Here is a 19,745-nt window from a genome sequence, read left to right as displayed (position 1 = left end):
ACGGCGCATCGCGCGCCGCTACACTATCAGCAGATCTACTTTTCGCCGCACCAGACACTGGAAGAGCATGGAAACGAAAAAAAAGAATATTGAATATATCCCTGAGTTTCACAAATCATTTCGCCATCCGCGCTACTGGGGGGCATGGCTTGGTGTGGCGGCGATAGCAGGTATTTCGTTAACGCCAGCATCATTTCGCGATCCAATTCTGGCAAAGCTCGGAAGAATGGCCGGGCGGCTGGGAAAAAGCTCGCGTCGCAGAGCACTGATCAATTTATCCCTCTGCTTTCCTGAGCGCAGCGAAGCTGAGCGTGAAGCTATTGTCGATGAGATGTTTGCGATTGCGCCTCAGGCGATGGTTATGATGTCGGAACTCGCCATACGCGGCCCGGAAAAAATTCAGCATCGGGTTGACTGGCAGGGGCTGGAAATCATCGAAGAGATGCGTCGCAACGATGAAAAAGTGATTTTTCTGGTTCCTCATGGTTGGGGCGTAGATATCCCAGCGATGCTGATGGCTTCCCAGGGACAGAAAATGGCTGCGATGTTCCACAATCAGGGAAACCCGGTATTCGATTATGTCTGGAACACGGTACGCCGTCGTTTCGGTGGTCGTTTGCATGCGCGTAATGATGGCATCAAACCGTTTATTCAGTCTGTACGTCAGGGATATTGGGGATACTACCTGCCGGATCAGGACCATGGCCCTGAGCACAGCGAGTTTGTGGATTTTTTTGCTACCTATAAAGCCACGTTACCGGCGATTGGCCGCCTGATGAAGGTGTGTCACGCCCGTGTGGTGCCGCTGTTCCCGGTATACAATGGGAAAACGCATCGCTTAACGATTCAGGTTCGTCCTCCGATGGATGACATCCTGACGGCGGATGACCACACCATTGCCAGACGAATGAACGAAGAAGTGGAAATCTTTGTGGCGCCGCATCTCGAGCAATACACCTGGATTCTAAAACTGCTTAAGACGCGTAAACCGGGTGAAATTGAGCCTTATAAACGTAAAGATCTTTATCCGAAGAAATAAAAAAAAGCCTCTCAAACGAGAGGCTTTTTTACGTCAAACGGGGCGTTACTCGACGGTCAGAATACGCGTGGTATTCGTTGAGCCAATGGTGCTCATGACATCGCCTTGCGTCACAATGACCAGATCGCCGGAAACCAGATAGCCTTTATCGCGCAGCAGGTTCACTGCTTCACTGGCGGCAACGACGCCGTCTGTTTCGCTGTCAAAGTGAACCGGGGTGACGCCGCGATACAGGGAAGTCAGATTCAGCGTACGTTCATGACGAGACATGGCGAAAATCGGCAGACCAGAACTGATACGTGAAGTCATCAGCGCAGTACGACCGGATTCCGTCATTGTGATGATAGCGGTGACCCCTTTCAGGTGGTTAGCGGCATACATCGCTGACATGGCAATCGCTTCTTCAACGTTATCAAACTGGACGTCAAGGCGGTGTTTAGAGACGTTGATGCTCGGGATCTTCTCAGCACCCAAACAGACGCGTGCCATAGCCGCGACGGTTTCAGCCGGGTACTGACCTGCTGCAGTTTCTGCAGAGAGCATAACGGCATCGGTACCGTCGAGGACGGCGTTAGCCACGTCCATCACTTCCGCACGGGTCGGCATTGGGTTGGTGATCATCGACTCCATCATCTGCGTGGCGGTAATGACCGCACGGTTCAGCTGACGTGCGCGGCGAATCAACGCTTTCTGAATACCTACCAGCTCAGGATCGCCAATTTCAACGCCCAGGTCGCCACGCGCCACCATCACCACGTCGGAGGCAAGGATGATGTCATCCATCGCATTCTGGTCGCAGACGGCTTCTGCACGTTCTACCTTGGCGACAATTTTCGCATCGCAGCCAGCGTCGCGCGCCAGACGGCGGGCATAGTTCAGATCTTCGCCGCAGCGTGGGAAGGAGACGGCCAGATAGTCAACGCTGATTTGCGCGGCGGTGACGATGTCGGCTTTGTCTTTTTCGGTCAGGGCTTCAGCAGAGAGACCGCCGCCCAGTTTGTTAATGCCCTTGTTGTTGGACAGCGGGCCACCGACGGTAACTTCGGTGAAGACTTTCATGCCCTGAACTTCCAGCACTTTAAGCTGCACGCGACCGTCGTCGAGCAGCAGGATATCGCCCGGGACGACGTCAGCAGGTAGTCCTTTATAATCAATACCGACTTTTTCTTTGTCGCCTTCGCCTTTGCCGAGGTTGGCGTCTAACAGGAACTTGTCGCCAACGTTAAGAAATACTTTACCTTCTTTAAAGGTTGATACGCGGATTTTAGGTCCCTGCAGGTCACCCAAAATAGCTACATGACGTCCCAGTTTTGCGGCAATTTCACGGACTTTATCCGCCCGCAGTTTGTGATCTTCTGGAGAGCCGTGAGAAAAGTTCATACGTACGACGTTCGCACCTGCGGCGATAATCTTTTCAAGGTTATTATCGCGGTCAGTTGCCGGGCCTAACGTGGTAACGATTTTGGTTCTGCGAAGCCTTCTGGACATGTAATACTCCGTTGACTGAAACAACTTGGTGTTGCGTGAACATTAATCCGGTCGTTCTCAAATATTAACGGTAAATGAACGACCCGGATGATAAAAGGGTAGAACATTGTTATTGCTTTTAGCGGTCATCACTCTTGATGAGTAATTCTTTATCAAAACGCGATTCCTTGAGCGCTTCCTTGACACGCTTCAAGTTATCTCTAAATTTTGCCCCACGGCGCAAAGTAAATCCTGTAGCCAGCACATCTATCACGGTCAGTTGAGCAAGTCGAGAGACCATGGGCATATAAATGTCAGTATCTTCCGGTACATCGAGAGTAATTGCCAGCGTTGCTTCACGCGCCAGTGGCGTGCCGGGAGAGGTGAGGGCGATAACCATGGCGTCATTTTCCCGCGCCAACTGCGCCAGTTCCACCAGACTTTTGGTTCTTCCGGTATGAGAAATAAGCACAATGACGTCATCGTCGCTACAATTCATGCAACTCATGCGTTGCAGAACAATATCGTCGGAATAGATTACCGGTACGTTAAACCGGAAAAATTTATTCATTGCGTCATGCGCCACTGCGGCAGAAGAACCGAGGCCAAAGAAGGCAATTTTTTTCGCCTGAGTTAATAAATCTACTGCCCGGTTTACCGCTGCGTTATCCAGAGACTGGCGGACGTGGTCGAGGCTTGCCATCGCTGACTCGAAGATTTTCCCCGTGTAAGATTCTACGCTGTCATCCTCATCCACATTACGATTAACATATGGGGTGCCATTTGCCAGACTTTGCGCCAGATGCAGTTTAAAATCAGGGAAGCCGCGGGTATCCATGCTGCGACAGAAACGGTTCACCGTCGGTTCGCTGACATTGGCTTCCACAGCAAGTGTGGCGATGCTTGAATGGATTGCCCGCTCGGGAGAGGCAAGAATAATGTCGGCGACTTTACGCTCTGACTTGCTCAACTGTTCCAGTTTTAACTGGATTTTTTCCAGCATATTCATGATGTAGGTAGACTCATGGGTCATGGGCAAAAACGATTTCAATGATACGGAGAAATCGGGGCATAATTTCGTGTATAGATATTACCCCTGCTAATGCAGCAACGGGGCAAAATGGACAGAATAGTTGTTGTTTTTTTTCATTACATGATCGGAGTCGGGTTTTCTTACGTCTTCAGGGGTACGAAAAAAGACGACTTTTTTGTCCAATTTGCGACGGCAAACGCCCATAAAGCGACTGTTCGCGGTAACAGCACGGCTGGATAAGCGTTTACGGTTTCCGGATTCACGTAAAAGCAGTACAGTGCACTGTAATAAAATTACAACCAGTGTCTGGCAAAAGCACCAGGCACTTAATTGAGGAGAATGACATGGCGGTAACGCAAACAGCCCAGGCATGTGATCTGGTCATTTTCGGCGCGAAGGGCGACCTGGCGCGGCGGAAATTGCTGCCTTCCCTGTATCAACTGGAAAAGGCCGGCCAGATTAACCCGGAAACCCGTATCATTGGGGTAGGGCGTGCCGACTGGGACAAAGCAGCCTATACCAAGGTTGTGCGTGAAGCGCTCGAAACCTTCATGAAAGAAAAAATCGACGAAGGTTTGTGGGAGACTCTCAGCGGTCGTCTGGAGTTTTGTAATCTGGACGTCAATGACACCGCCGCGTTTAGCCGTCTGGGCGAAATGCTGGATCAAAAATCACGTACCACCATTAACTATTTCGCGATGCCGCCGAGCACCTTTGGCGCGATCTGCAAAGGCCTGGGTGAAGCAAAGCTGAATGCTAAACCAGCCCGTGTTGTGATGGAAAAACCGCTGGGTACGTCGCTGGCAACATCCCGTGAAATCAACGATCAGGTCGGCGAGTATTTCGAAGAGTGTCAGGTTTATCGTATCGACCACTATCTTGGCAAAGAGACGGTCCTGAATCTGCTGGCACTGCGTTTTGCCAACTCCCTGTTTGTGAACAACTGGGATAACCGCACTATCGATCACGTAGAAATTACCGTGGCGGAAGAAGTGGGTATTGAAGGCCGCTGGGGCTATTTTGACCAGGCAGGTCAAATGCGCGACATGATTCAGAACCACCTGCTGCAGATCCTGTGCATGATTGCGATGTCTCCGCCGTCCGATCTGAGCGCCGACAGCATTCGTGATGAAAAAGTGAAGGTACTGAAATCGCTGCGTCGTATCGATCGTTCGAACGTACGTGAAAAAACGGTTCGCGGTCAGTACACCGCGGGTTTTGCCCAGGGCAAAAAAGTGCCGGGGTATCTGGAAGAAGAAGGCGCGAACAAGAGCAGCAACACGGAAACGTTTGTGGCGATCCGTGTGGATATCGATAACTGGCGCTGGGCAGGAGTTCCGTTCTACCTGCGTACCGGTAAACGTTTACCGACGAAGTGCTCTGAAGTGGTGGTTTACTTCAAAACGCCTGAGCTGAATCTGTTCAGAGAATCCTGGCAGGATCTGCCACAGAACAAGTTGACCATCCGTTTGCAGCCTGATGAAGGTGTCGATATCCAGGTACTGAACAAAGTGCCGGGTCTGGATCACAAGCATAATCTGCAAATTACCAAGCTTGATCTGAGCTATTCCGAAACCTTCAACCAGACGCACCTTGCCGACGCCTATGAGCGCCTGCTGCTCGAAACAATGCGCGGAATTCAGGCGCTGTTCGTGCGTCGTGATGAAGTTGAAGAAGCATGGAAGTGGGTCGACTCAATTACCGAAGCCTGGGCGATGGACAACGACGCGCCGAAGCCGTATCAGGCAGGGACCTGGGGCCCGGTTGCTTCTGTGGCGATGATTACCCGAGATGGTCGTTCCTGGAACGAATTCGAGTAAAATATCATCTAGCCCATAGGTGTTATTTTACCGGTAACATGATCTAACACAGATTGTAGAATAATTTTTGCACTTTTAAGCTCCGCGTGGATTCACCCGCGGGGCTTTTTTTATTACACTGCCTGAAACGATTTTGCCCCTGAGCTACGGCCAGCAAGCGATTCAGCTATTTTTACCCAACTGAAACACATTGTTGATCCAACGCTCTGACAGATAAATTTTAGGAGCCTCTATGAATCCGAATTTGTTACGCGTAACACAACGTATCGTCGAACGTTCTCGTGACACACGTTCCGCCTACCTCGCCCGTATTGAACAAGCGAAATCAACTACCGTTCATCGCTCGCAACTGGCATGCGGTAACCTGGCGCATGGTTTTGCTGCGTGTCAGCCGGACGATAAGGCCTCGCTGAAAAGCATGCTGCGTAACAATATCGCGATCATTACCTCCTATAACGACATGCTTTCCGCGCATCAGCCGTATGAACACTATCCGGCCATCATTCGTAAAGCACTCCATGAAGCCAATGCAGTAGGCCAGGTTGCTGGCGGTGTACCTGCAATGTGCGACGGTGTGACCCAGGGGCAGGATGGGATGGAGCTTTCGCTGCTCAGTCGTGAAGTGATTGCGATGTCTGCTGCAGTGGGCCTTTCCCACAACATGTTCGACGGCGCGTTGTTCCTCGGCGTGTGCGACAAAATTGTCCCGGGCCTGGTAATGGCTGCGCTGTCATTTGGTCATCTGCCGTCAATCTTTATTCCTTCCGGTCCGATGGCGAGCGGTCTGGCGAACAAAGAAAAAGTGCGTATCCGTCAGCTGTATGCTGAAGGTAAAGTCGATCGCATGGCGCTTCTTGAATCCGAAGCGGCGTCTTATCACGCTCCGGGTACCTGTACGTTCTACGGCACGGCGAACACTAACCAGATGGTGGTGGAGTTTATGGGTATGCAACTGCCTGGCTCCTCATTTGTACATCCTGATGCGCCGCTGCGTGAAGCGCTGACCGCGGCTGCAGCCCGTCAGGTAACACGCCTGACCGGCAACGGCAATGAATGGATGCCGATCGGTAAAATGATCGATGAAAAAGTGGTTGTGAACGGTATTGTGGCGCTGCTGGCGACCGGGGGCTCTACCAACCATACGATGCACCTGGTGGCTATGGCGCGTGCGGCCGGGATTCTGATTAACTGGGATGATTTCTCCGATCTGTCCGATATCGTGCCGCTGATTGCGCGTCTGTACCCGAATGGTCCGGCAGATATTAACCACTTCCAGGCGGCGGGTGGCGTGCCGGTGTTAATGCGTGAACTGCTCAATGCGGGTCTGCTACATGAAGATGTGAACACCGTTGCCGGATTCGGTTTATCCCGCTACACCATGGAACCGTGGCTTAACGAGGGTGAACTGGACTGGCGCGAAGGGGCAGCGAAGTCTCTGGACAGCAACGTGATCGCCACCTTTGACCAACCATTCTCCCACCACGGCGGCACCAAAGTGCTGAGCGGTAACCTCGGGCGTGCGGTGATGAAAACGTCGGCGGTACCGGTAGAAAACCAGATTATTGAAGCACCGGCAGTCGTCTTTGAAAGTCAGCATGATGTCTTACCCGCGTTCGATGCGGGTCTGCTTGACCGGGATTGCGTGGTGGTTGTGCGCCATCAGGGACCAAAAGCGAACGGAATGCCAGAATTACATAAACTCATGCCGCCACTTGGTGTATTATTGGACCGTTGTTTCAAAATTGCGTTAGTTACCGATGGACGACTTTCAGGTGCTTCAGGTAAAGTGCCTTCAGCAATCCATGTAACCCCGGAAGCCTATGATGGCGGGCTGCTGGCAAAAGTACGCGATGGCGACATCATTCGTGTGAATGGACAGACAGGTGAATTGACGCTGCTGGTGGATGAAGAGGAACTTGCCTCCCGTCAGCCACACATTCCTGATCTCAGCGCATCGCGCGTGGGTACGGGACGTGAAATGTTCAGCGCGTTGCGTGAAAAGCTGTCCGGTGCGGAGCAGGGCGCAACCTGTATCACTTTTTAAGACTTATTTTGTAATCAGGCGAGAGAAAACTCTGATGAAAAACTGGAAGACAAGTGCAGAAGCAATCCTGACCACTGGCCCGGTTGTACCGGTTATCGTGGTTAATAAACTGGAACACGCGGTGCCAATGGCAAAAGCGCTGGTTGCAGGGGGCGTGCGCGTTCTGGAAGTGACCTTACGTACCGCATGTGCGATGGATGCCATTCGCGCGATCGCAAAAGAAGTTCCCGACGCTATCGTGGGTGCGGGTACCGTACTGAATCCACAGCAGCTGGCTGAAGTCACTGAAGCGGGTGCGCAGTTTGCTATCAGCCCGGGCCTGACCGAGCCGCTGCTGAAAGCTGCAACTGAAGGCACTATTCCGCTGATCCCAGGCATCAGCACCGTTTCTGAACTGATGCTGGGTATGGACTACGGTTTGAAAGAGTTCAAATTCTTCCCGGCGGAAGCAAACGGCGGTACTAAAGCGCTGCAGGCAATTGCGGGTCCGTTCTCTCAGGTCCGTTTCTGCCCAACCGGCGGTATCTCTCCGGCGAACTACCGTGATTACCTGGCACTGAAAAGCGTGCTGTGCATCGGTGGTTCCTGGCTGGTTCCGGCAGATGCCCTGGAAGCTGGCGATTACGCACGCATTACCAAGCTGGCTCGTGAAGCAGTCGAAGGCGCGAAGCTGTAATTGCGTAAAATGCCCGGTAATCATTACCGGGCCTGCGAGTCTGAAACGGGCCATCTGGCCCGTTTTTTATCCTGCGACTTTCACCTGTGCCGCCGCGTCTTTCGCGCGTGTCACCGCGTCTTCAATACTCTGCGCTGTGGCCAGCACAACGCCCATACGACGGCTTCCGTCGATGTCCGGCTTGCCGAAGAATCTGACTTGCATACCTGTGCCCACAGCGGCCTGTACGTTATCAAACGTGACATTCTGGCTGGTAAGCTGCGGCAGAATAACGGCGGAAGCAGAAGGCCCATACTGACGGATTGCGCCAACCGGCAGACCGAGAAATGCGCGTACATGCAGGGCAAACTCAGACAGATCCTGCGAAATCAAGGTCACCATACCCGTGTCGTGAGGGCGAGGGGAAACTTCGCTGAAAATGACCTCATCACCGCAGACAAATAGCTCTACCCCAAACAGACCGTGGCCGCCCAGCGCCAGCACCACCTTACGGGCAATCTCCTGCGCTCGAGCCAGCGCCAGTTCACTCATCTGCTGCGGCTGCCAGGATTCGCGATAATCGCCATCTTCCTGACGATGTCCTACCGGTGCGCAGAAATGCACGCCATCAACGGCGCTGACGGTAAGCAGGGTGATTTCAAAATCAAAATTCACTACGCCTTCGACGATAACGCGTCCGGCACCTGCTCGGCCGCCTTGTTGAGCATAATTCCAGGCTTCAGTGAGTCGATCGGCGGAACGAATAAAGCTCTGTCCCTTACCGGAGGAACTCATTACCGGCTTCACGATGCAGGGATAGCCGATTTCGGCGACGGCCTCGCGAAAGCGGGCTTCGCTGTCAGCAAAGCGGTAAGAAGAGGTCGGTAGAGATAATTCTTCGGCGGCGAGACGACGGATTCCTTCGCGGTTCATGGTCAACTGCGTCGCCCGGGCGCACGGCACGATGTTTTGACCGTCTTGTTCCAGTTTTACCAGCATATCCGTGGCAATCGCCTCTATTTCCGGCACGATATAATGTGGTTTTTCACGCTCGACGAGCTGGCGTAAAGCGTCGCCATCCAGCATGTTGATTACGTAGGAGCGATGGGCAACGTGCATGGCTGGCGCGTCGGGGTAACGATCCACGGCAATGACTTCCACACCCAGGCGTTGGCATTCAATCGCTACCTCTTTACCCAGTTCACCTGAACCTAATAACATCACTCGCGTTGCTGCGGGACGCAGCGCTGTGCCTAATAACGTCATAAATTAATCCCCTGTTTTATCTGGGCGCAGTATATACGAAAACGTTTGCGTCTGTCTTTATTACCAGGTTGATTTCAAGGCGCAAAAAGAATATACTGTACATAAATACAGGTAATTTAAGAGGCTGCAAAAATGGCGGTTGAAGTTAAATACGTAGTCATTCGGGAAGGTGAGGAAAAAATGTCGTTTACCAGCAAAAAGGAAGCCGATGCGTATGACAAAATGCTTGATACAGCAGATTTGCTCGACACATGGCTGGAGCAATCGCCGGTAGCGCTGGAAGACGAGCAGCGCGAAGCGCTTTCCCTGTGGCTGGCTGAGCAGAAAGATGTGCTGAGCGCCATTCTGAAAAACGGCAAGCTGCCCTCTCCGCAGGCGGTCGAAAACGATGCGCACGCTGAGGATGATACTCAGGCTGCCTGAAACGACTTGCGCTCCTGACGTTTTGTACCATGCTTTTCCCTGAATCATTGTGCAATCCCTGACGTCTTTTCACGTTGCAACAGGCAACCTGAAGGACGAAGGGGAGATTAAGGAGAAAAGAATGTATAAAAAAAGAGCGTTGTTGAGCCTGCTGTTGTTATCTGCCAGCGTATCTGTATTTGCGGCAAATATGGAAAGCAAGAATGTTCAGTTCCCCAAGTGCGAAGGACTGAATACTGACGGTATCGCGGCGAGCGTGAAACGTGATTATCAGCAAAATCGCATCGCGCGCTGGGCTGACGATCAAAAACGCGTCGGGCAAGCCGATCCTGTCGCCTGGGTCAACACGCCCGATATTACGGGCAAAGATGGGAAATGGTCAGTTCCCCTCACGGTTCGCGGTAAAAGCGCGGATATTCACTACCAGGTAAAAGTCGACTGCAAAGCCGGAACGGCGGAGTATCAGTCGCAGTAACGAAGGTAGAATGTATTTGCACTTCTTTTGATGACCTGAACACTTCCTGACATCCCCTCGGGTACGCTTTGATGATTATTCGTCTGTACTTGAGGGGCAACATGGCTAACTGGCTGAATCAACTTCAATCTCTTCTTGGGCAAAAAGGATCTTCCGCGTCATCTTCTGGTGAGCAAGGGCTGAGTAAACTTCTGGTTCCCGGCGCGTTAGGCGGTCTGGCAGGATTACTGGTTGCCAACAAATCTTCACGTAAATTACTGAGTAAATATGGCACCAGCGCGCTTCTGGTGGGCGGCGGTGCGGTTGCCGGTACCGTGTTATGGAACAAATACAAGGATAAGGTTCGCGCGGCGCATCAGGGTGAGCCGCAGTTCGGTGCACAAAGCTCGCCGCTGGATGAGCGAACCGAACGACTGATCCTGGCGCTGGTTTTTGCGGCGAAAAGCGATGGTCATATTGATGCCAAAGAACGTACCGCCATTGAGCAGCAGCTCCGTGAAGCAGGCGTGGAAGAGCAGGGCCGTGTTCTGATCGAACGCGCCATTGAACAACCGTTAGATCCTCAGCGCCTGGCACAAGGGATCCGCAACGAAGAAGAGGCGCTGGAAATTTACTTCCTGAGCTGTGCGGCGATTGATATCGACCACTTTATGGAGCGTAGCTATCTGAACGCGCTGGGCGATGCGTTGAAGATCCCGCAGGATGTTCGTGAAGGCATTGAACAGGATCTCAAGGAACAAAAACAGGCTTTACCAGGTTAATTACTTGCCGTTAAGGCGCATGTTTCGCTTGCATCATTGCTGTCTTTTGCCACCCTTATAGGATGTTTAAGCAAAAGAACAATGACATGCTACCAAAAGCTTCTCGTATTCCCCACGCCATGACGAATCATGGCGATACCCGCGTTGATAATTATTACTGGCTGCGAGATGACACCCGCTCGCAGCCAGAAGTGCTGGATTATCTGCAACAAGAAAATGCGTATGGCCGCCAGATTATGGCCTCGCAGCAGGCATTGCAGGATCGCGTCCTGAAAGAGATTATCGACCGTATCCCGCCTCAGGATGCTTCCGCCCCCTATGTGAAGAATGGTTATCGCTACCGGCATATTTATGAACCGGGATGCGAATATGCCATTTATCAGCGTCAGTCTGCCTTCAGTGAAGAGTGGGATGAATGGGACACCTTGCTGGATGGTAACCAGCGCGCGGCCCACAGTGAGTTTTATACGCTGGGGGGACTGGCGATATCTCCGGATAACACCATCATGGCGTTGGCCGAAGATTATCTCTCTCGTCGGCAATATGGCGTGCGTTTTCGCAATCTGCAAAGTGGCAACTGGTATCCGGAAGTGCTGGAAAACGTTGAAGCGGATCTGGTCTGGGCGAATGACTCGCAAACCTTCTATTACGTGCGCAAACACGCAACGACGCTGCTCCCGTATCAAGTGTGGCGGCATACCGTCGGCTCGCCGTCATCACTGGATGAGCTGGTGTATGAAGAAGCCGATGACATGTTTTATGTCAGTCTGCATAAAACGACCTCGTTACATTATGTGGTTATTCATATCGCCAGCGCGACCACCAGTGAGGTTTTGCTGCTTGACGCAGAACTGGCGGATGCCGAGCCGTTAGTCTTTTTAGCGCGACGCAAAGATCACGAGTACAGTCTCGATCACTATCAGCATACGTTTTATCTGCGTTCCAACCGTCAGGGTAAAAATTTCGGCCTGTACCGTACCCGTGTGCGTGATGAACAAGCCTGGGAGACGCTGATCCCGCCGCGCGACAGCGTCATGTTGGAGGGCTTTACGCTGTTCACAGACTGGCTGGTGGTGGAAGAGCGTCAGCGGGGCTTAACCAGCCTGCGACAGATTAACCGTAAAACGCGCGAAGTGGTCGGTATCGCTTTTGATGATCCGGCGTATGTGACATGGCTTGCCTATAATCCAGAACCTGAGACATCGCGCCTGCGTTATGGCTATTCCTCCATGACCACACCGGACACGCTGTTTGAACTGGATATGGACACCGGAGAGCGTCGCGTACTCAAACAGACGGAGGTCCCAGGATTTGATGCGGCGAACTACCGTAGCGAACACGTCTGGATCACCGCGCGTGATGGCACCGAGGTTCCGGTTTCGCTGGTTTACCATCAAAAGTATTTCCTGAAAGGGAAAAACCCTTTACTGGTCTACGGCTATGGTTCGTATGGCGCCAGCATGGACGCCGATTTCAGCAGCAGCCGCTTGAGCTTACTGGATCGCGGCTTTGTTTATGCCATTGCTCATGTGCGTGGCGGCGGCGAGTTAGGACAGCAGTGGTACGAAGACGGTAAGTTTCTGCTCAAGAAAAATACCTTCAATGACTACCTTGACGTCTGCGACGCGCTGCTAAAAATGGGTTATGGCGCGCCTTCGCTGTGTTACGGCATGGGGGGAAGCGCCGGAGGAATGTTAATGGGTGTTGCCATTAATGAGCGCCCGGAACTCTTCCATGGCGTCATTGCGCAAGTGCCTTTTGTCGATGTGGTGACCACGATGCTGGATGAGTCCATTCCCCTGACGACCGGTGAGTTTGAAGAGTGGGGGAATCCGCAGGACGAAGAGTATTACACCTACATGAAAAGCTACAGCCCGTATGACAATGTTACAGCGCAAGATTATCCTCATCTGCTGGTTACGACGGGATTACACGACTCCCAGGTGCAATACTGGGAACCGGCAAAATGGGTGGCAAAACTGCGCGAGCTGAAAACGGACGATCGTCTGCTGTTACTCTGCACGGATATGGATTCCGGGCATGGCGGAAAATCCGGGCGTTTTAAATCATACGAAGGCGTGGCCCTGGAATACGCGTTTTTGATCGGACTGGCGCAGGGGACTCTGCCTGGGCAGGCGTCTGCTCAGGCGTTATCCAGATAGTGCTTTAGCGTTAAGCGCAGCTCCGGGCTCATACTGTCGAGGTTATTAAACAACCAGCGCAGATAGCCCGGATCGCGTTCAGCCACTTCTGATACAGGTTTTCCGCGGTACTTGCCGAAAGTGAAAGTAGTGAGTAACGCAGGACGGCCAGTAATATCGACCATCTGTTCTGCTGACCAGCCTGACGTTTGTATGATGTCGATCAGCAGTGCCGCGGTGATGTAGCAGTCGTACAGGGCACGGTGATGATGCAGGCCAGCTGGCGTCTGCACGCTCAGTTTGCGCGATTTATACAGCGCCATGTTGCTGTATTTGATTCCTGGCCACAAACGACGGGAGAGTTTCATGGTGCAAATCCACTCCCCGGGCATGTCGGGTAATACGCGGCGATCAAAACTTGCATTGTGCGCCACGTACCATTCGCTGCCGTAATATTGGGGGATGACATCTTCAATCCACGGCTTATCGGCCACCATCGCTTCCGTAATGCGATGAATTGCCATCGCCTGAGGGCTGATGGGGCGGTCAGGACGCACCAGGTGGCTCATGGGATTGACTATTTTTCCGTCAACCACATCGACAGAAGCAATCTCAACAATGCCTCCCTGCAGACCACAGGTTTCTGTATCTATTATGCGCAACATGCCATGCTCCTGACCCAAAACGATTAGCGTAAAGGAATGATATCACCTTGCCAACCCCGTGGCGTGCGTTGACCGGTTAAGAGTAAGGAACCGCTGTCTGCGCGAACAATCAATCGACCTTGCTCATCCCATAACGCGCTGCTGCCACGCGCATTGGCCATTAATACCGCGATGGCAAATTTATGCGAGAAACTCTGTAGACGAGATGTGGAGGAGAGCAATTCGGGCTCACTGACAGACTGACTGCTGGTGAATAGCGAGTACGCCGGGTCGATATCGATACCTTCCGGCTGGCTATCCACAACGCTGATGGCATTTTGCTGTCTGGCGATACAGGCCCCGTGGCTCTGATGAAACATTAAGGGGGAGGTCATCCAGGGAGAGAAAAGCGCGATACCTTTTACGAACCGATTGTTATGTTCTACCGATAGCCCCGCAATAATCGTCATGCGATAAGTCACGGCTGCATGCGCGAGAGGTTCTAACAACGCTTCATCGGGTGGGGCAGGGAGCGCGTCATTCTCATCAACACAACCCAACAGGGAAAGGGAGGGGAAAACCAGCAATTCACATTGGCATTGAGCGGCTGCCTGAATGAATTGCAGGTGATGCGCGACATGTTCGGTAACTGAGGTTTGAAGAGGTTCGTACTGTGCTGCTGCGATTTTCCAGTGTGACATAATGATTTCCTTTTCATAGTGTCTACAACCATCTTTAAAGTATAGATTAAGAATATACTTATACTGTAGCAGGCATCATGTAAGGAATCGTAACGTAATATAAGTTTTATTTAACTTTAGGCTCGTAGGGTAAACGTGAAAGGGAAACGGATGCCAGACGGTGCGCGATCAGTCTTTCCCGAAACCAGTCGCGTAAATGTTCGGGCTGTTCACGCTCAACGACTTCGGCAACAACCGGCATGTTGTATCGCTCCTTAAATGCGACACCCGCCGCGGCCAGGTCAACATTGACCTTATCCATTTCAGCTTGCTCAAGTTTGGCCAGATTGATGTTCATGGGCTTCTCCTTTTCTCTGTCTTTCGGCGCGCAAAGTTACTAAGAGTGTGCATTAATGGCAAGACCGAAATGATGATTCTCGACTCGATCATTGTAGAAGGTTATTCTCTATAGATTAGACATAACAAAAAGGAATAGTTGAAATGGCTTCATCTGCATCTATGCTTCGCAACGCTCTCATCGTACTCGCCAGCTTTTTGGCAACTCCCGCCGCCCTGGCTCATGCTCACCTGACAAAACAAAGCCCGGCGGCTAATGCCGATGTTGCGGTATCTCCTCAGGCGTTGACGCTGAATTTCTCAGAAGGTGTCGAGCCGGGATTCAGCGGCGCAACGCTGACAGGCCCAAACAAAGAACAGATCAAAACGGGCAAGGCTTCACGCAGTGAACAGGACAAAACACAACTGATTATTCCGCTTGCTCAAACGCTTGAGGCCGGAAAATATACTGTCGACTGGCACGTCGTCTCCGTGGATGGCCATAAGACAAAGGGGCAATATACCTTTAGCGTGAAATAACCGATGCTGGAATTTACCTGGGTTGCACTACGGTTTATCCATTTTACCACGTTGATGCTGGTGTTTGGCTGTGCGCTCTACGGCGCATGGCTGGCTCCCGTTTCGGTTCGTCGTTTAATGATGCGTCGTTTTTTGCGTCTGCAACGACATGCCGCAGCGTGGAGCTTTATTAGCGCGACGCTGATGCTGGCGATCCAGGGTGGTTTAATGGGCTCAGGCTGGCGGGATGTTATTTCTAGTGACATATGGGGCGCCGTGTTGCAAACGCAGTTTGGCGGCGTGTGGTTATGGCAGATTATCCTCGCACTGGTCACGCTGGTGGTGGTAATTATAGTACCGCGCAGCATGCCGCGACGGCTGTTAATGCTGACGATTGCGCAGTTTATTTTGCTGGCTGGCGTCGGACACGCGACGCTGCATAGCGGTATCGCAGGGGCAATCCAGCAAGTTAACCACGCCTTGCATTTGGTATGCGCTGCCGCCTGGTTCGGCGGTTTGCTGCCCGTACTTTACTGTATGCAAATGGCGCAAGGCCGCTGGCGGGAACAGGCCATCAATACTATGATGCGTTTCTCCCGCTACGGGCATCTTTTCGTTATCGGAGTTTTACTTACCGGTATCATGAATGCGCTGTTTATTGTTGGTTTTTCTGTTCCCTGGCACATGGCTTACGGGCAACTGCTTTTGTTAAAAGGTGCTCTGGTGATGCTAATGGTGGCGATTGCGCTGGTGAATCGGTATGTTCTGGTACCACGTATGCGGCAGGATAACCGCAGTATGACACTCTATTTTGTTTGGATGACTAAGCTGGAATGGGGAATTGGGGCCGTTGTGCTGGCGATTGTCAGCCTGTTTGCAACCCTCGAACCTTTCTGATTGATGGATTGGCGAAACGCATGAAAAAAATCATTATCTCGTTATTACTACTGGCAAGTTCAGGGGCCGCGCTGGCTGCGCCACAGGTCATCACCGTCAGCCGTTTTGAGGTTGGCAAGGATAAGTGGGCGTTTAATCGGGAAGAGGTGATGCTGACCTGCCGTCCTGGTAACGCGCTGTATGTCATCAATCCCAGTACGCTGGTGCAATACCCATTGAATGATGTTGCCAGACAGCAGGTAGAGAGTGGGAAAACTACGGCGAATCCGATCGAGATTATCCAGATTGACGATCCGGCGAAACCGGGCGAAAAAATGAGCCTCGCACCGTTTGTGGAGCGTGCAGAAAAGCTCTGCTAATTGTCAGATGTAGCGTTCTGATTTCCAATAAAAAACCGCAAGGCTCGCTCAGGAGAACTTGCGGTTTTTACGTTTGGATGTGTGACAATCGTCCTTTTTTTCAGGCCACTTTAGTCGCGGACTGGAAAACCTGGCGCTGTCATCTATTCTTAAATGGCAGGGTAACTTAGCCTGCATTAATGCCAACTTTTAGCGCACGGCTCTCTCCCAAGAGCCATTTCCCTGGACCGAATACAGGAATCGTATTCGGTCTCTTTTTATGTGGATTTTATTTCAATCACTTAGGACATCATGTCCGAAAGTTTCCGAAATTTGTCCGCATATCACAATTCGGGATTTCTTCGTTATACCACACTGCTTTTAACATTTACACTTCATTTGCGCAGAACAAGATCAGATCGTGATGCCCATTTTTTCCTGTTCTCCAGGCGTATGGTCGGCTTATGCGCCAGCATTTCAGTTGTCACTAGTGCCGAGAGGTTTAGACTCACTTGTATCAATAGCGGTATAATTATCCATCAATTGATGCCGTTCTGGCCACTGATACATGGACTTAGTTTCTCAATAACGAGATATAAGAAATGGAAAAGTTAAAAGAAAGACTCGTGATGGAGATTGGTAATGCTGAAGATCTCTCTGCAGCATTAAAACTATACACCAGTTTCTATCTATTAATCCCAGAGTATAAATTTGTCTTTTCATCGCCTAAAGGGCCATATCCGGGGTTTCAAACTAACAAGAAATTCAAGCATGGGGCGTCTATACGCTCTTTATTCAATGATGAAAATGTTTTCGTTATGGATCCTCAAACCATAGAGGAAATGTTCAGTGATAAAGGGCACTCCATATTTAAAATAGATTACTCAATATCTCTTGATAGCCAGGCATTAAGTTATCTCAGACCATATATCAATGGTAAAGGTTCTGGTCTGGATGATGACATCGAAGAAATATTTAAATTTATTTCTCATCAGAATACACAAGTAGACTCTGTGTTATATGAGCTGGAGAACCTTAAAAATCTGGATGAGAAAGAGAATCACCATAAAATATTCGATAAGTTGATGGGTTACGAATTTATAAAAGATGTTGATCTCGTTAAGTCAGGAACCAGCGGGATATTGACCTCAAAAATATCGCAAGGTGAGCTTTTTCTTAATACCGACAGACATTTTAGCTCACTGCTCACTAAAAACAAAGACTCTGAGTTCAGGCGTGCGTTAAGAGACAGGCACGATAGTATTTACGCTTATGTTCTTATGATGAGTATCATCCAAATCAAATCGCCTGCCAGATCGCTCAAAAATAAATTGATCGATCTATTAAGTTTTGCTCACACCAAAGTATGCTTTTTGGCGGCAAGAGAGTTAACTCTAGCGAGTGAGTTTTTTATACGAGGGACAGAATTTAGGTTTTTTAACAAAATACATAAAAAGTCGAAAAATATGTGGTCGGCATTACATGGTATGGCCTGGGATCTGACTCATTGTCGATATTTAGAGCAAGCACTTACCTTCAATACAGGAAATGATGAGCGATATTTTTTCCCTGGAATATTGACTTGTGACAAAGGTTTTATTGAGGCGATGGAGCTCACGCCGCTTAAGGCCGTTGCATTTGATACCAAAGGTGGGCCGCCGTTGCTGTTTTATCATGAACATGATGTGATAAAAATTACCGGGGATATCCCTGCGGTTAATGATTTCTATCAGGAATTGTGTTGTAAACAGAAAAGAGAAGAAAGAGCTCGTGCGCGTAATGCACCCACTTATGACCTGCAATCTATAGTAGCTGAACTGGAAGCAGAACTGGAAGCTGTTGCGTTAGTACCTCGTCGACGCGCGGATAGCGTAGGACCGTGATGTATGATTCGGTCGCTCTGTTTTTTACTGCTATGGTTTAATTTAGAACAGGGCAATATTTGTGTACAGGAGGTCAAATGGGACTGCCTGACAATGCTTATCAAAGAGTGGAAGCGACGCGCTGGCGACATGTTTGGGTGGTCGGGGATATCCACGGTTGCTTCTCATTATTGATGGCGAAATTGCGCCAGTGTCGTTTTGATCCGTGGCAGGACCTGCTGGTTTCAGTGGGGGATGTTATCGACCGCGGACCAGACAGTCTGCGTTGCCTGAAACTACTGCGTAAACGCTGGATTATCGCGGTCAGAGGGAATCATGAACAGATGGGGCTGGACGCGCTGGCAACCGGGGAGCAATTCCTGTGGTTTATGAATGGCGGTTCGTGGTTTGCGCAGGCGGAGCAGCCAGCGGCGACAGCCGCTCTTGAAACGTGTCGGCAATTACCCTGGATTCTGGAGCTGCGTTGCCAGAACGGCATACACGTTATTGCTCACGCAGATTACCCTGATGATAATTATCAGTGGCAAAAAGAGGTCGATTTACAGCGGGTACTGTGGGATCGCACAAGGCTGATGAATAAAGGCAACGGCATTCGCGGCGCGGATCACTTTTGGTTTGGCCATACGCCTCTGCGTCAGCGGCTGGATCACGAGAATCTGCACTATATTGATACCGGTGCGGTGTTTGGTGGCGAGTTGACGCTGGTGCAACTGCAATAATCAAAAATCGCTGTATTCCTGGGCCGGACGCCAGAAGCTGTCGATGTAGTCATCCGCGGGTAAACATCCGCCGTTACGAATACGCTGATCGTCCATCGATATCAGGCACTGCTGCTCAGTTTTGTAGACATCAACAACGATATCTTCACAACCGCCACCCAGGTAGCACACAAAAAGAACCAGCGTGAACATTCCATCCTCAAATGGTAAAGCCATACCTGTAGTGTAGAAGATGTTGATAGATGAGGGAAATTAACCAAGAAATAACCCGTCTGGCGACGGGTTCTTTTTGAATCAGGCAAGGCGCATGATCCAGGCATCTGACTTACGATCGTAGTGCTCGCGAAATAGAACTGAATGTTCTCCGTTAAGAAGAGCCGGGACGCTGGTGTCGGCATCCCAGGCATCAAGTTGCATGCATAAATCCGGATCGGATTTACACGGAATGGTTAACGTTCGGTCCCCTGGCGATTCGCCATGTAACTCGGCGTCGTCGATTTCAAAAGCGCCAATGCGCACACTGGTTTTCATCATCGTGCTCTCCGTTTATTTGCTGGTTGTGGTACGACCAGTTAGGCCGTCCATTTTTCAGCGTAGTCAACGTT

The 19,745-nt window shown here is 50.9% G+C and carries 21 protein-coding genes; 13 read left to right on the top strand and 8 right to left on the bottom strand.

The features are described from left to right. Positions 1–67 precede the first annotated feature (67 nt). Positions 68–1,039 carry a lauroyl-Kdo(2)-lipid IV(A) myristoyltransferase gene (gene lpxM / locus HVZ39_RS15020; RefSeq protein WP_181632627.1) on the top strand — a complete coding sequence of 324 codons (972 nt, stop codon included), beginning with the start codon at positions 68–70 and terminating at the stop codon, positions 1,037–1,039. Between the two features lie 45 nt (positions 1,040–1,084). On the opposite strand, the gene pyk is transcribed toward lpxM, so the two are convergent. Continuing rightward, positions 1,085–2,527 (bottom strand): pyruvate kinase, encoded by a 1,443-nt coding sequence (gene pyk, locus HVZ39_RS15015; protein ID WP_016152765.1) that lies wholly within the window; start codon positions 2,525–2,527, stop codon positions 1,085–1,087. Positions 2,528–2,645: 118 nt separating this feature from the next. Continuing rightward, entirely contained in the window at positions 2,646–3,515 is an 870-nt protein-coding gene (locus HVZ39_RS15010; RefSeq protein WP_019076523.1) for a MurR/RpiR family transcriptional regulator, read from the bottom strand. Between the two features lie 368 nt (positions 3,516–3,883). Between HVZ39_RS15010 and zwf the strand changes: the two genes are divergently transcribed. From zwf to kdgA, 3 genes are all read left to right on the top strand, one after another. Next, positions 3,884–5,359: a glucose-6-phosphate dehydrogenase gene (gene zwf / locus HVZ39_RS15005; RefSeq protein ID WP_003034896.1), complete on the top strand. Its 1,476-nt coding sequence runs from the start codon at positions 3,884–3,886 to the stop codon at positions 5,357–5,359. Between the two features lie 232 nt (positions 5,360–5,591). Further along, positions 5,592–7,403 carry a phosphogluconate dehydratase gene (gene edd, locus HVZ39_RS15000; RefSeq protein WP_181632626.1) on the top strand — a complete coding sequence of 604 codons (1,812 nt, stop codon included), beginning with the start codon at positions 5,592–5,594 and terminating at the stop codon, positions 7,401–7,403. A gap of 34 nt (positions 7,404–7,437) precedes the next feature. Further along, a complete protein-coding gene (kdgA, locus tag HVZ39_RS14995) occupies positions 7,438–8,079 on the top strand; it encodes a bifunctional 4-hydroxy-2-oxoglutarate aldolase/2-dehydro-3-deoxy-phosphogluconate aldolase (protein WP_016152768.1) in 642 nt (213 codons plus the stop codon). Between the two features lie 66 nt (positions 8,080–8,145). On the opposite strand, the gene purT is transcribed toward kdgA, so the two are convergent. Then, positions 8,146–9,324: a formate-dependent phosphoribosylglycinamide formyltransferase gene (purT, locus tag HVZ39_RS14990; RefSeq protein WP_047501996.1), complete on the bottom strand. Its 1,179-nt coding sequence runs from the start codon at positions 9,322–9,324 to the stop codon at positions 8,146–8,148. Between the two features lie 132 nt (positions 9,325–9,456). Between purT and yebG the strand changes: the two genes are divergently transcribed. From yebG to ptrB, 4 genes are all read left to right on the top strand, one after another. Next, the gene (gene yebG / locus HVZ39_RS14985) at positions 9,457–9,747 is read left to right on the top strand and encodes a DNA damage-inducible protein YebG (RefSeq protein ID WP_003833810.1); all 291 of its coding nucleotides are present in this window, start codon (positions 9,457–9,459) and stop codon (positions 9,745–9,747) included. A 121-nt stretch (positions 9,748–9,868) separates the two neighbouring features. Beyond that, positions 9,869–10,222: a protein YebF gene (gene yebF, locus HVZ39_RS14980; protein ID WP_181632625.1), complete on the top strand. Its 354-nt coding sequence runs from the start codon at positions 9,869–9,871 to the stop codon at positions 10,220–10,222. Positions 10,223–10,323: 101 nt separating this feature from the next. After that, the gene (locus HVZ39_RS14975; protein WP_016156220.1) at positions 10,324–10,983 is read left to right on the top strand and encodes a tellurite resistance TerB family protein; all 660 of its coding nucleotides are present in this window, start codon (positions 10,324–10,326) and stop codon (positions 10,981–10,983) included. Positions 10,984–11,069: 86 nt separating this feature from the next. Next, a complete protein-coding gene (ptrB, locus tag HVZ39_RS14970) occupies positions 11,070–13,145 on the top strand; it encodes an oligopeptidase B (RefSeq protein ID WP_181012487.1) in 2,076 nt (691 codons plus the stop codon). Here the strand turns inward: ptrB and exoX are convergent. The 3 genes from exoX to HVZ39_RS14955 all read right to left on the bottom strand — a co-directional run bounded on the left by exoX (position 13,127) and on the right by HVZ39_RS14955 (position 14,806). Beyond that, complete coding sequence (gene exoX / locus HVZ39_RS14965) at positions 13,127–13,789, bottom strand: exodeoxyribonuclease X (RefSeq protein ID WP_016152773.1); 663 nt, start codon at positions 13,787–13,789, stop codon at positions 13,127–13,129. The genes ptrB and exoX overlap by 19 nt on opposite strands. Before the next feature lie 23 nt (positions 13,790–13,812). Continuing rightward, positions 13,813–14,469, bottom strand: a complete 657-nt coding sequence (locus tag HVZ39_RS14960; protein WP_047415371.1) for a carbon-nitrogen hydrolase family protein — start codon at positions 14,467–14,469, stop codon at positions 13,813–13,815. Between the two features lie 106 nt (positions 14,470–14,575). Next, a complete protein-coding gene (locus HVZ39_RS14955; RefSeq protein ID WP_003034925.1) occupies positions 14,576–14,806 on the bottom strand; it encodes a DNA polymerase III subunit theta in 231 nt (76 codons plus the stop codon). A gap of 143 nt (positions 14,807–14,949) precedes the next feature. Between HVZ39_RS14955 and yobA the strand changes: the two genes are divergently transcribed. The 5 genes from yobA to pphA all read left to right on the top strand — a co-directional run bounded on the left by yobA (position 14,950) and on the right by pphA (position 19,140). Next, positions 14,950–15,324, top strand: a complete 375-nt coding sequence (yobA, locus tag HVZ39_RS14950; RefSeq protein ID WP_181632624.1) for a CopC domain-containing protein YobA — start codon at positions 14,950–14,952, stop codon at positions 15,322–15,324. Between the two features lie 3 nt (positions 15,325–15,327). Then, entirely contained in the window at positions 15,328–16,200 is an 873-nt protein-coding gene (copD, locus tag HVZ39_RS14945) for a copper homeostasis membrane protein CopD (RefSeq protein WP_049271209.1), read from the top strand. 20 nt (positions 16,201–16,220) lie between these two features. After that, complete coding sequence (locus tag HVZ39_RS14940) at positions 16,221–16,559, top strand: YebY family protein (RefSeq protein WP_181632623.1); 339 nt, start codon at positions 16,221–16,223, stop codon at positions 16,557–16,559. A 581-nt stretch (positions 16,560–17,140) separates the two neighbouring features. Then, entirely contained in the window at positions 17,141–18,421 is a 1,281-nt protein-coding gene (locus HVZ39_RS14935) for a hypothetical protein (RefSeq protein WP_181632622.1), read from the top strand. Positions 18,422–18,498: 77 nt separating this feature from the next. Next, a complete protein-coding gene (gene pphA / locus HVZ39_RS14930; RefSeq protein ID WP_181632621.1) occupies positions 18,499–19,140 on the top strand; it encodes a protein-serine/threonine phosphatase in 642 nt (213 codons plus the stop codon). On the opposite strand, the gene HVZ39_RS14925 is transcribed toward pphA, so the two are convergent. Together HVZ39_RS14925 and HVZ39_RS14920 are read right to left on the bottom strand one after the other, a co-directional pair. Then, the gene (locus HVZ39_RS14925; protein ID WP_016152779.1) at positions 19,141–19,332 is read right to left on the bottom strand and encodes a YebW family protein; all 192 of its coding nucleotides are present in this window, start codon (positions 19,330–19,332) and stop codon (positions 19,141–19,143) included. Between the two features lie 102 nt (positions 19,333–19,434). Further along, positions 19,435–19,671, bottom strand: a complete 237-nt coding sequence (locus HVZ39_RS14920) for a YebV family protein (protein WP_029139506.1) — start codon at positions 19,669–19,671, stop codon at positions 19,435–19,437. Positions 19,672–19,745 lie beyond the last annotated feature (74 nt).

It is taken from the genome of Citrobacter sp. RHB35-C21 (assembly GCF_013816515.1).
In the GTDB taxonomy this organism is placed as follows: Bacteria; Pseudomonadota; Gammaproteobacteria; order Enterobacterales; family Enterobacteriaceae; genus Citrobacter; species Citrobacter braakii.
This window is presented reverse-complemented; position numbering and strand designations above follow the sequence as displayed.

What these genes read in the sequence shown, in the direction of transcription:
- ptrB (WP_181012487.1), top strand. Translation starts at nt 11,070, where the DNA reads ATGCTACCAAAAGCTTCTCGTATTCCCCACGCCATGACGAATCATGGC.
- zwf (WP_003034896.1), top strand. Translation starts at nt 3,884, where the DNA reads ATGGCGGTAACGCAAACAGCCCAGGCATGTGATCTGGTCATTTTCGGC.
- HVZ39_RS14925 (WP_016152779.1), bottom strand. Translation starts at nt 19,332, where the DNA reads ATGTTCACGCTGGTTCTTTTTGTGTGCTACCTGGGTGGCGGTTGTGAA.
- lpxM (WP_181632627.1), top strand. Translation starts at nt 68, where the DNA reads ATGGAAACGAAAAAAAAGAATATTGAATATATCCCTGAGTTTCACAAA.
- edd (WP_181632626.1), top strand. Translation starts at nt 5,592, where the DNA reads ATGAATCCGAATTTGTTACGCGTAACACAACGTATCGTCGAACGTTCT.
- pyk (WP_016152765.1), bottom strand. Translation starts at nt 2,527, where the DNA reads ATGTCCAGAAGGCTTCGCAGAACCAAAATCGTTACCACGTTAGGCCCG.
- yebG (WP_003833810.1), top strand. Translation starts at nt 9,457, where the DNA reads ATGGCGGTTGAAGTTAAATACGTAGTCATTCGGGAAGGTGAGGAAAAA.
- HVZ39_RS14920 (WP_029139506.1), bottom strand. Translation starts at nt 19,671, where the DNA reads ATGAAAACCAGTGTGCGCATTGGCGCTTTTGAAATCGACGACGCCGAG.
- purT (WP_047501996.1), bottom strand. Translation starts at nt 9,324, where the DNA reads ATGACGTTATTAGGCACAGCGCTGCGTCCCGCAGCAACGCGAGTGATG.
- HVZ39_RS14975 (WP_016156220.1), top strand. Translation starts at nt 10,324, where the DNA reads ATGGCTAACTGGCTGAATCAACTTCAATCTCTTCTTGGGCAAAAAGGA.
- copD (WP_049271209.1), top strand. Translation starts at nt 15,328, where the DNA reads ATGCTGGAATTTACCTGGGTTGCACTACGGTTTATCCATTTTACCACG.
- HVZ39_RS14955 (WP_003034925.1), bottom strand. Translation starts at nt 14,806, where the DNA reads ATGAACATCAATCTGGCCAAACTTGAGCAAGCTGAAATGGATAAGGTC.
- HVZ39_RS14940 (WP_181632623.1), top strand. Translation starts at nt 16,221, where the DNA reads ATGAAAAAAATCATTATCTCGTTATTACTACTGGCAAGTTCAGGGGCC.
- HVZ39_RS15010 (WP_019076523.1), bottom strand. Translation starts at nt 3,515, where the DNA reads ATGAATATGCTGGAAAAAATCCAGTTAAAACTGGAACAGTTGAGCAAG.
- exoX (WP_016152773.1), bottom strand. Translation starts at nt 13,789, where the DNA reads ATGTTGCGCATAATAGATACAGAAACCTGTGGTCTGCAGGGAGGCATT.
- yebF (WP_181632625.1), top strand. Translation starts at nt 9,869, where the DNA reads ATGTATAAAAAAAGAGCGTTGTTGAGCCTGCTGTTGTTATCTGCCAGC.
- HVZ39_RS14935 (WP_181632622.1), top strand. Translation starts at nt 17,141, where the DNA reads ATGGAAAAGTTAAAAGAAAGACTCGTGATGGAGATTGGTAATGCTGAA.
- yobA (WP_181632624.1), top strand. Translation starts at nt 14,950, where the DNA reads ATGGCTTCATCTGCATCTATGCTTCGCAACGCTCTCATCGTACTCGCC.
- kdgA (WP_016152768.1), top strand. Translation starts at nt 7,438, where the DNA reads ATGAAAAACTGGAAGACAAGTGCAGAAGCAATCCTGACCACTGGCCCG.
- pphA (WP_181632621.1), top strand. Translation starts at nt 18,499, where the DNA reads ATGGGACTGCCTGACAATGCTTATCAAAGAGTGGAAGCGACGCGCTGG.
- HVZ39_RS14960 (WP_047415371.1), bottom strand. Translation starts at nt 14,469, where the DNA reads ATGTCACACTGGAAAATCGCAGCAGCACAGTACGAACCTCTTCAAACC.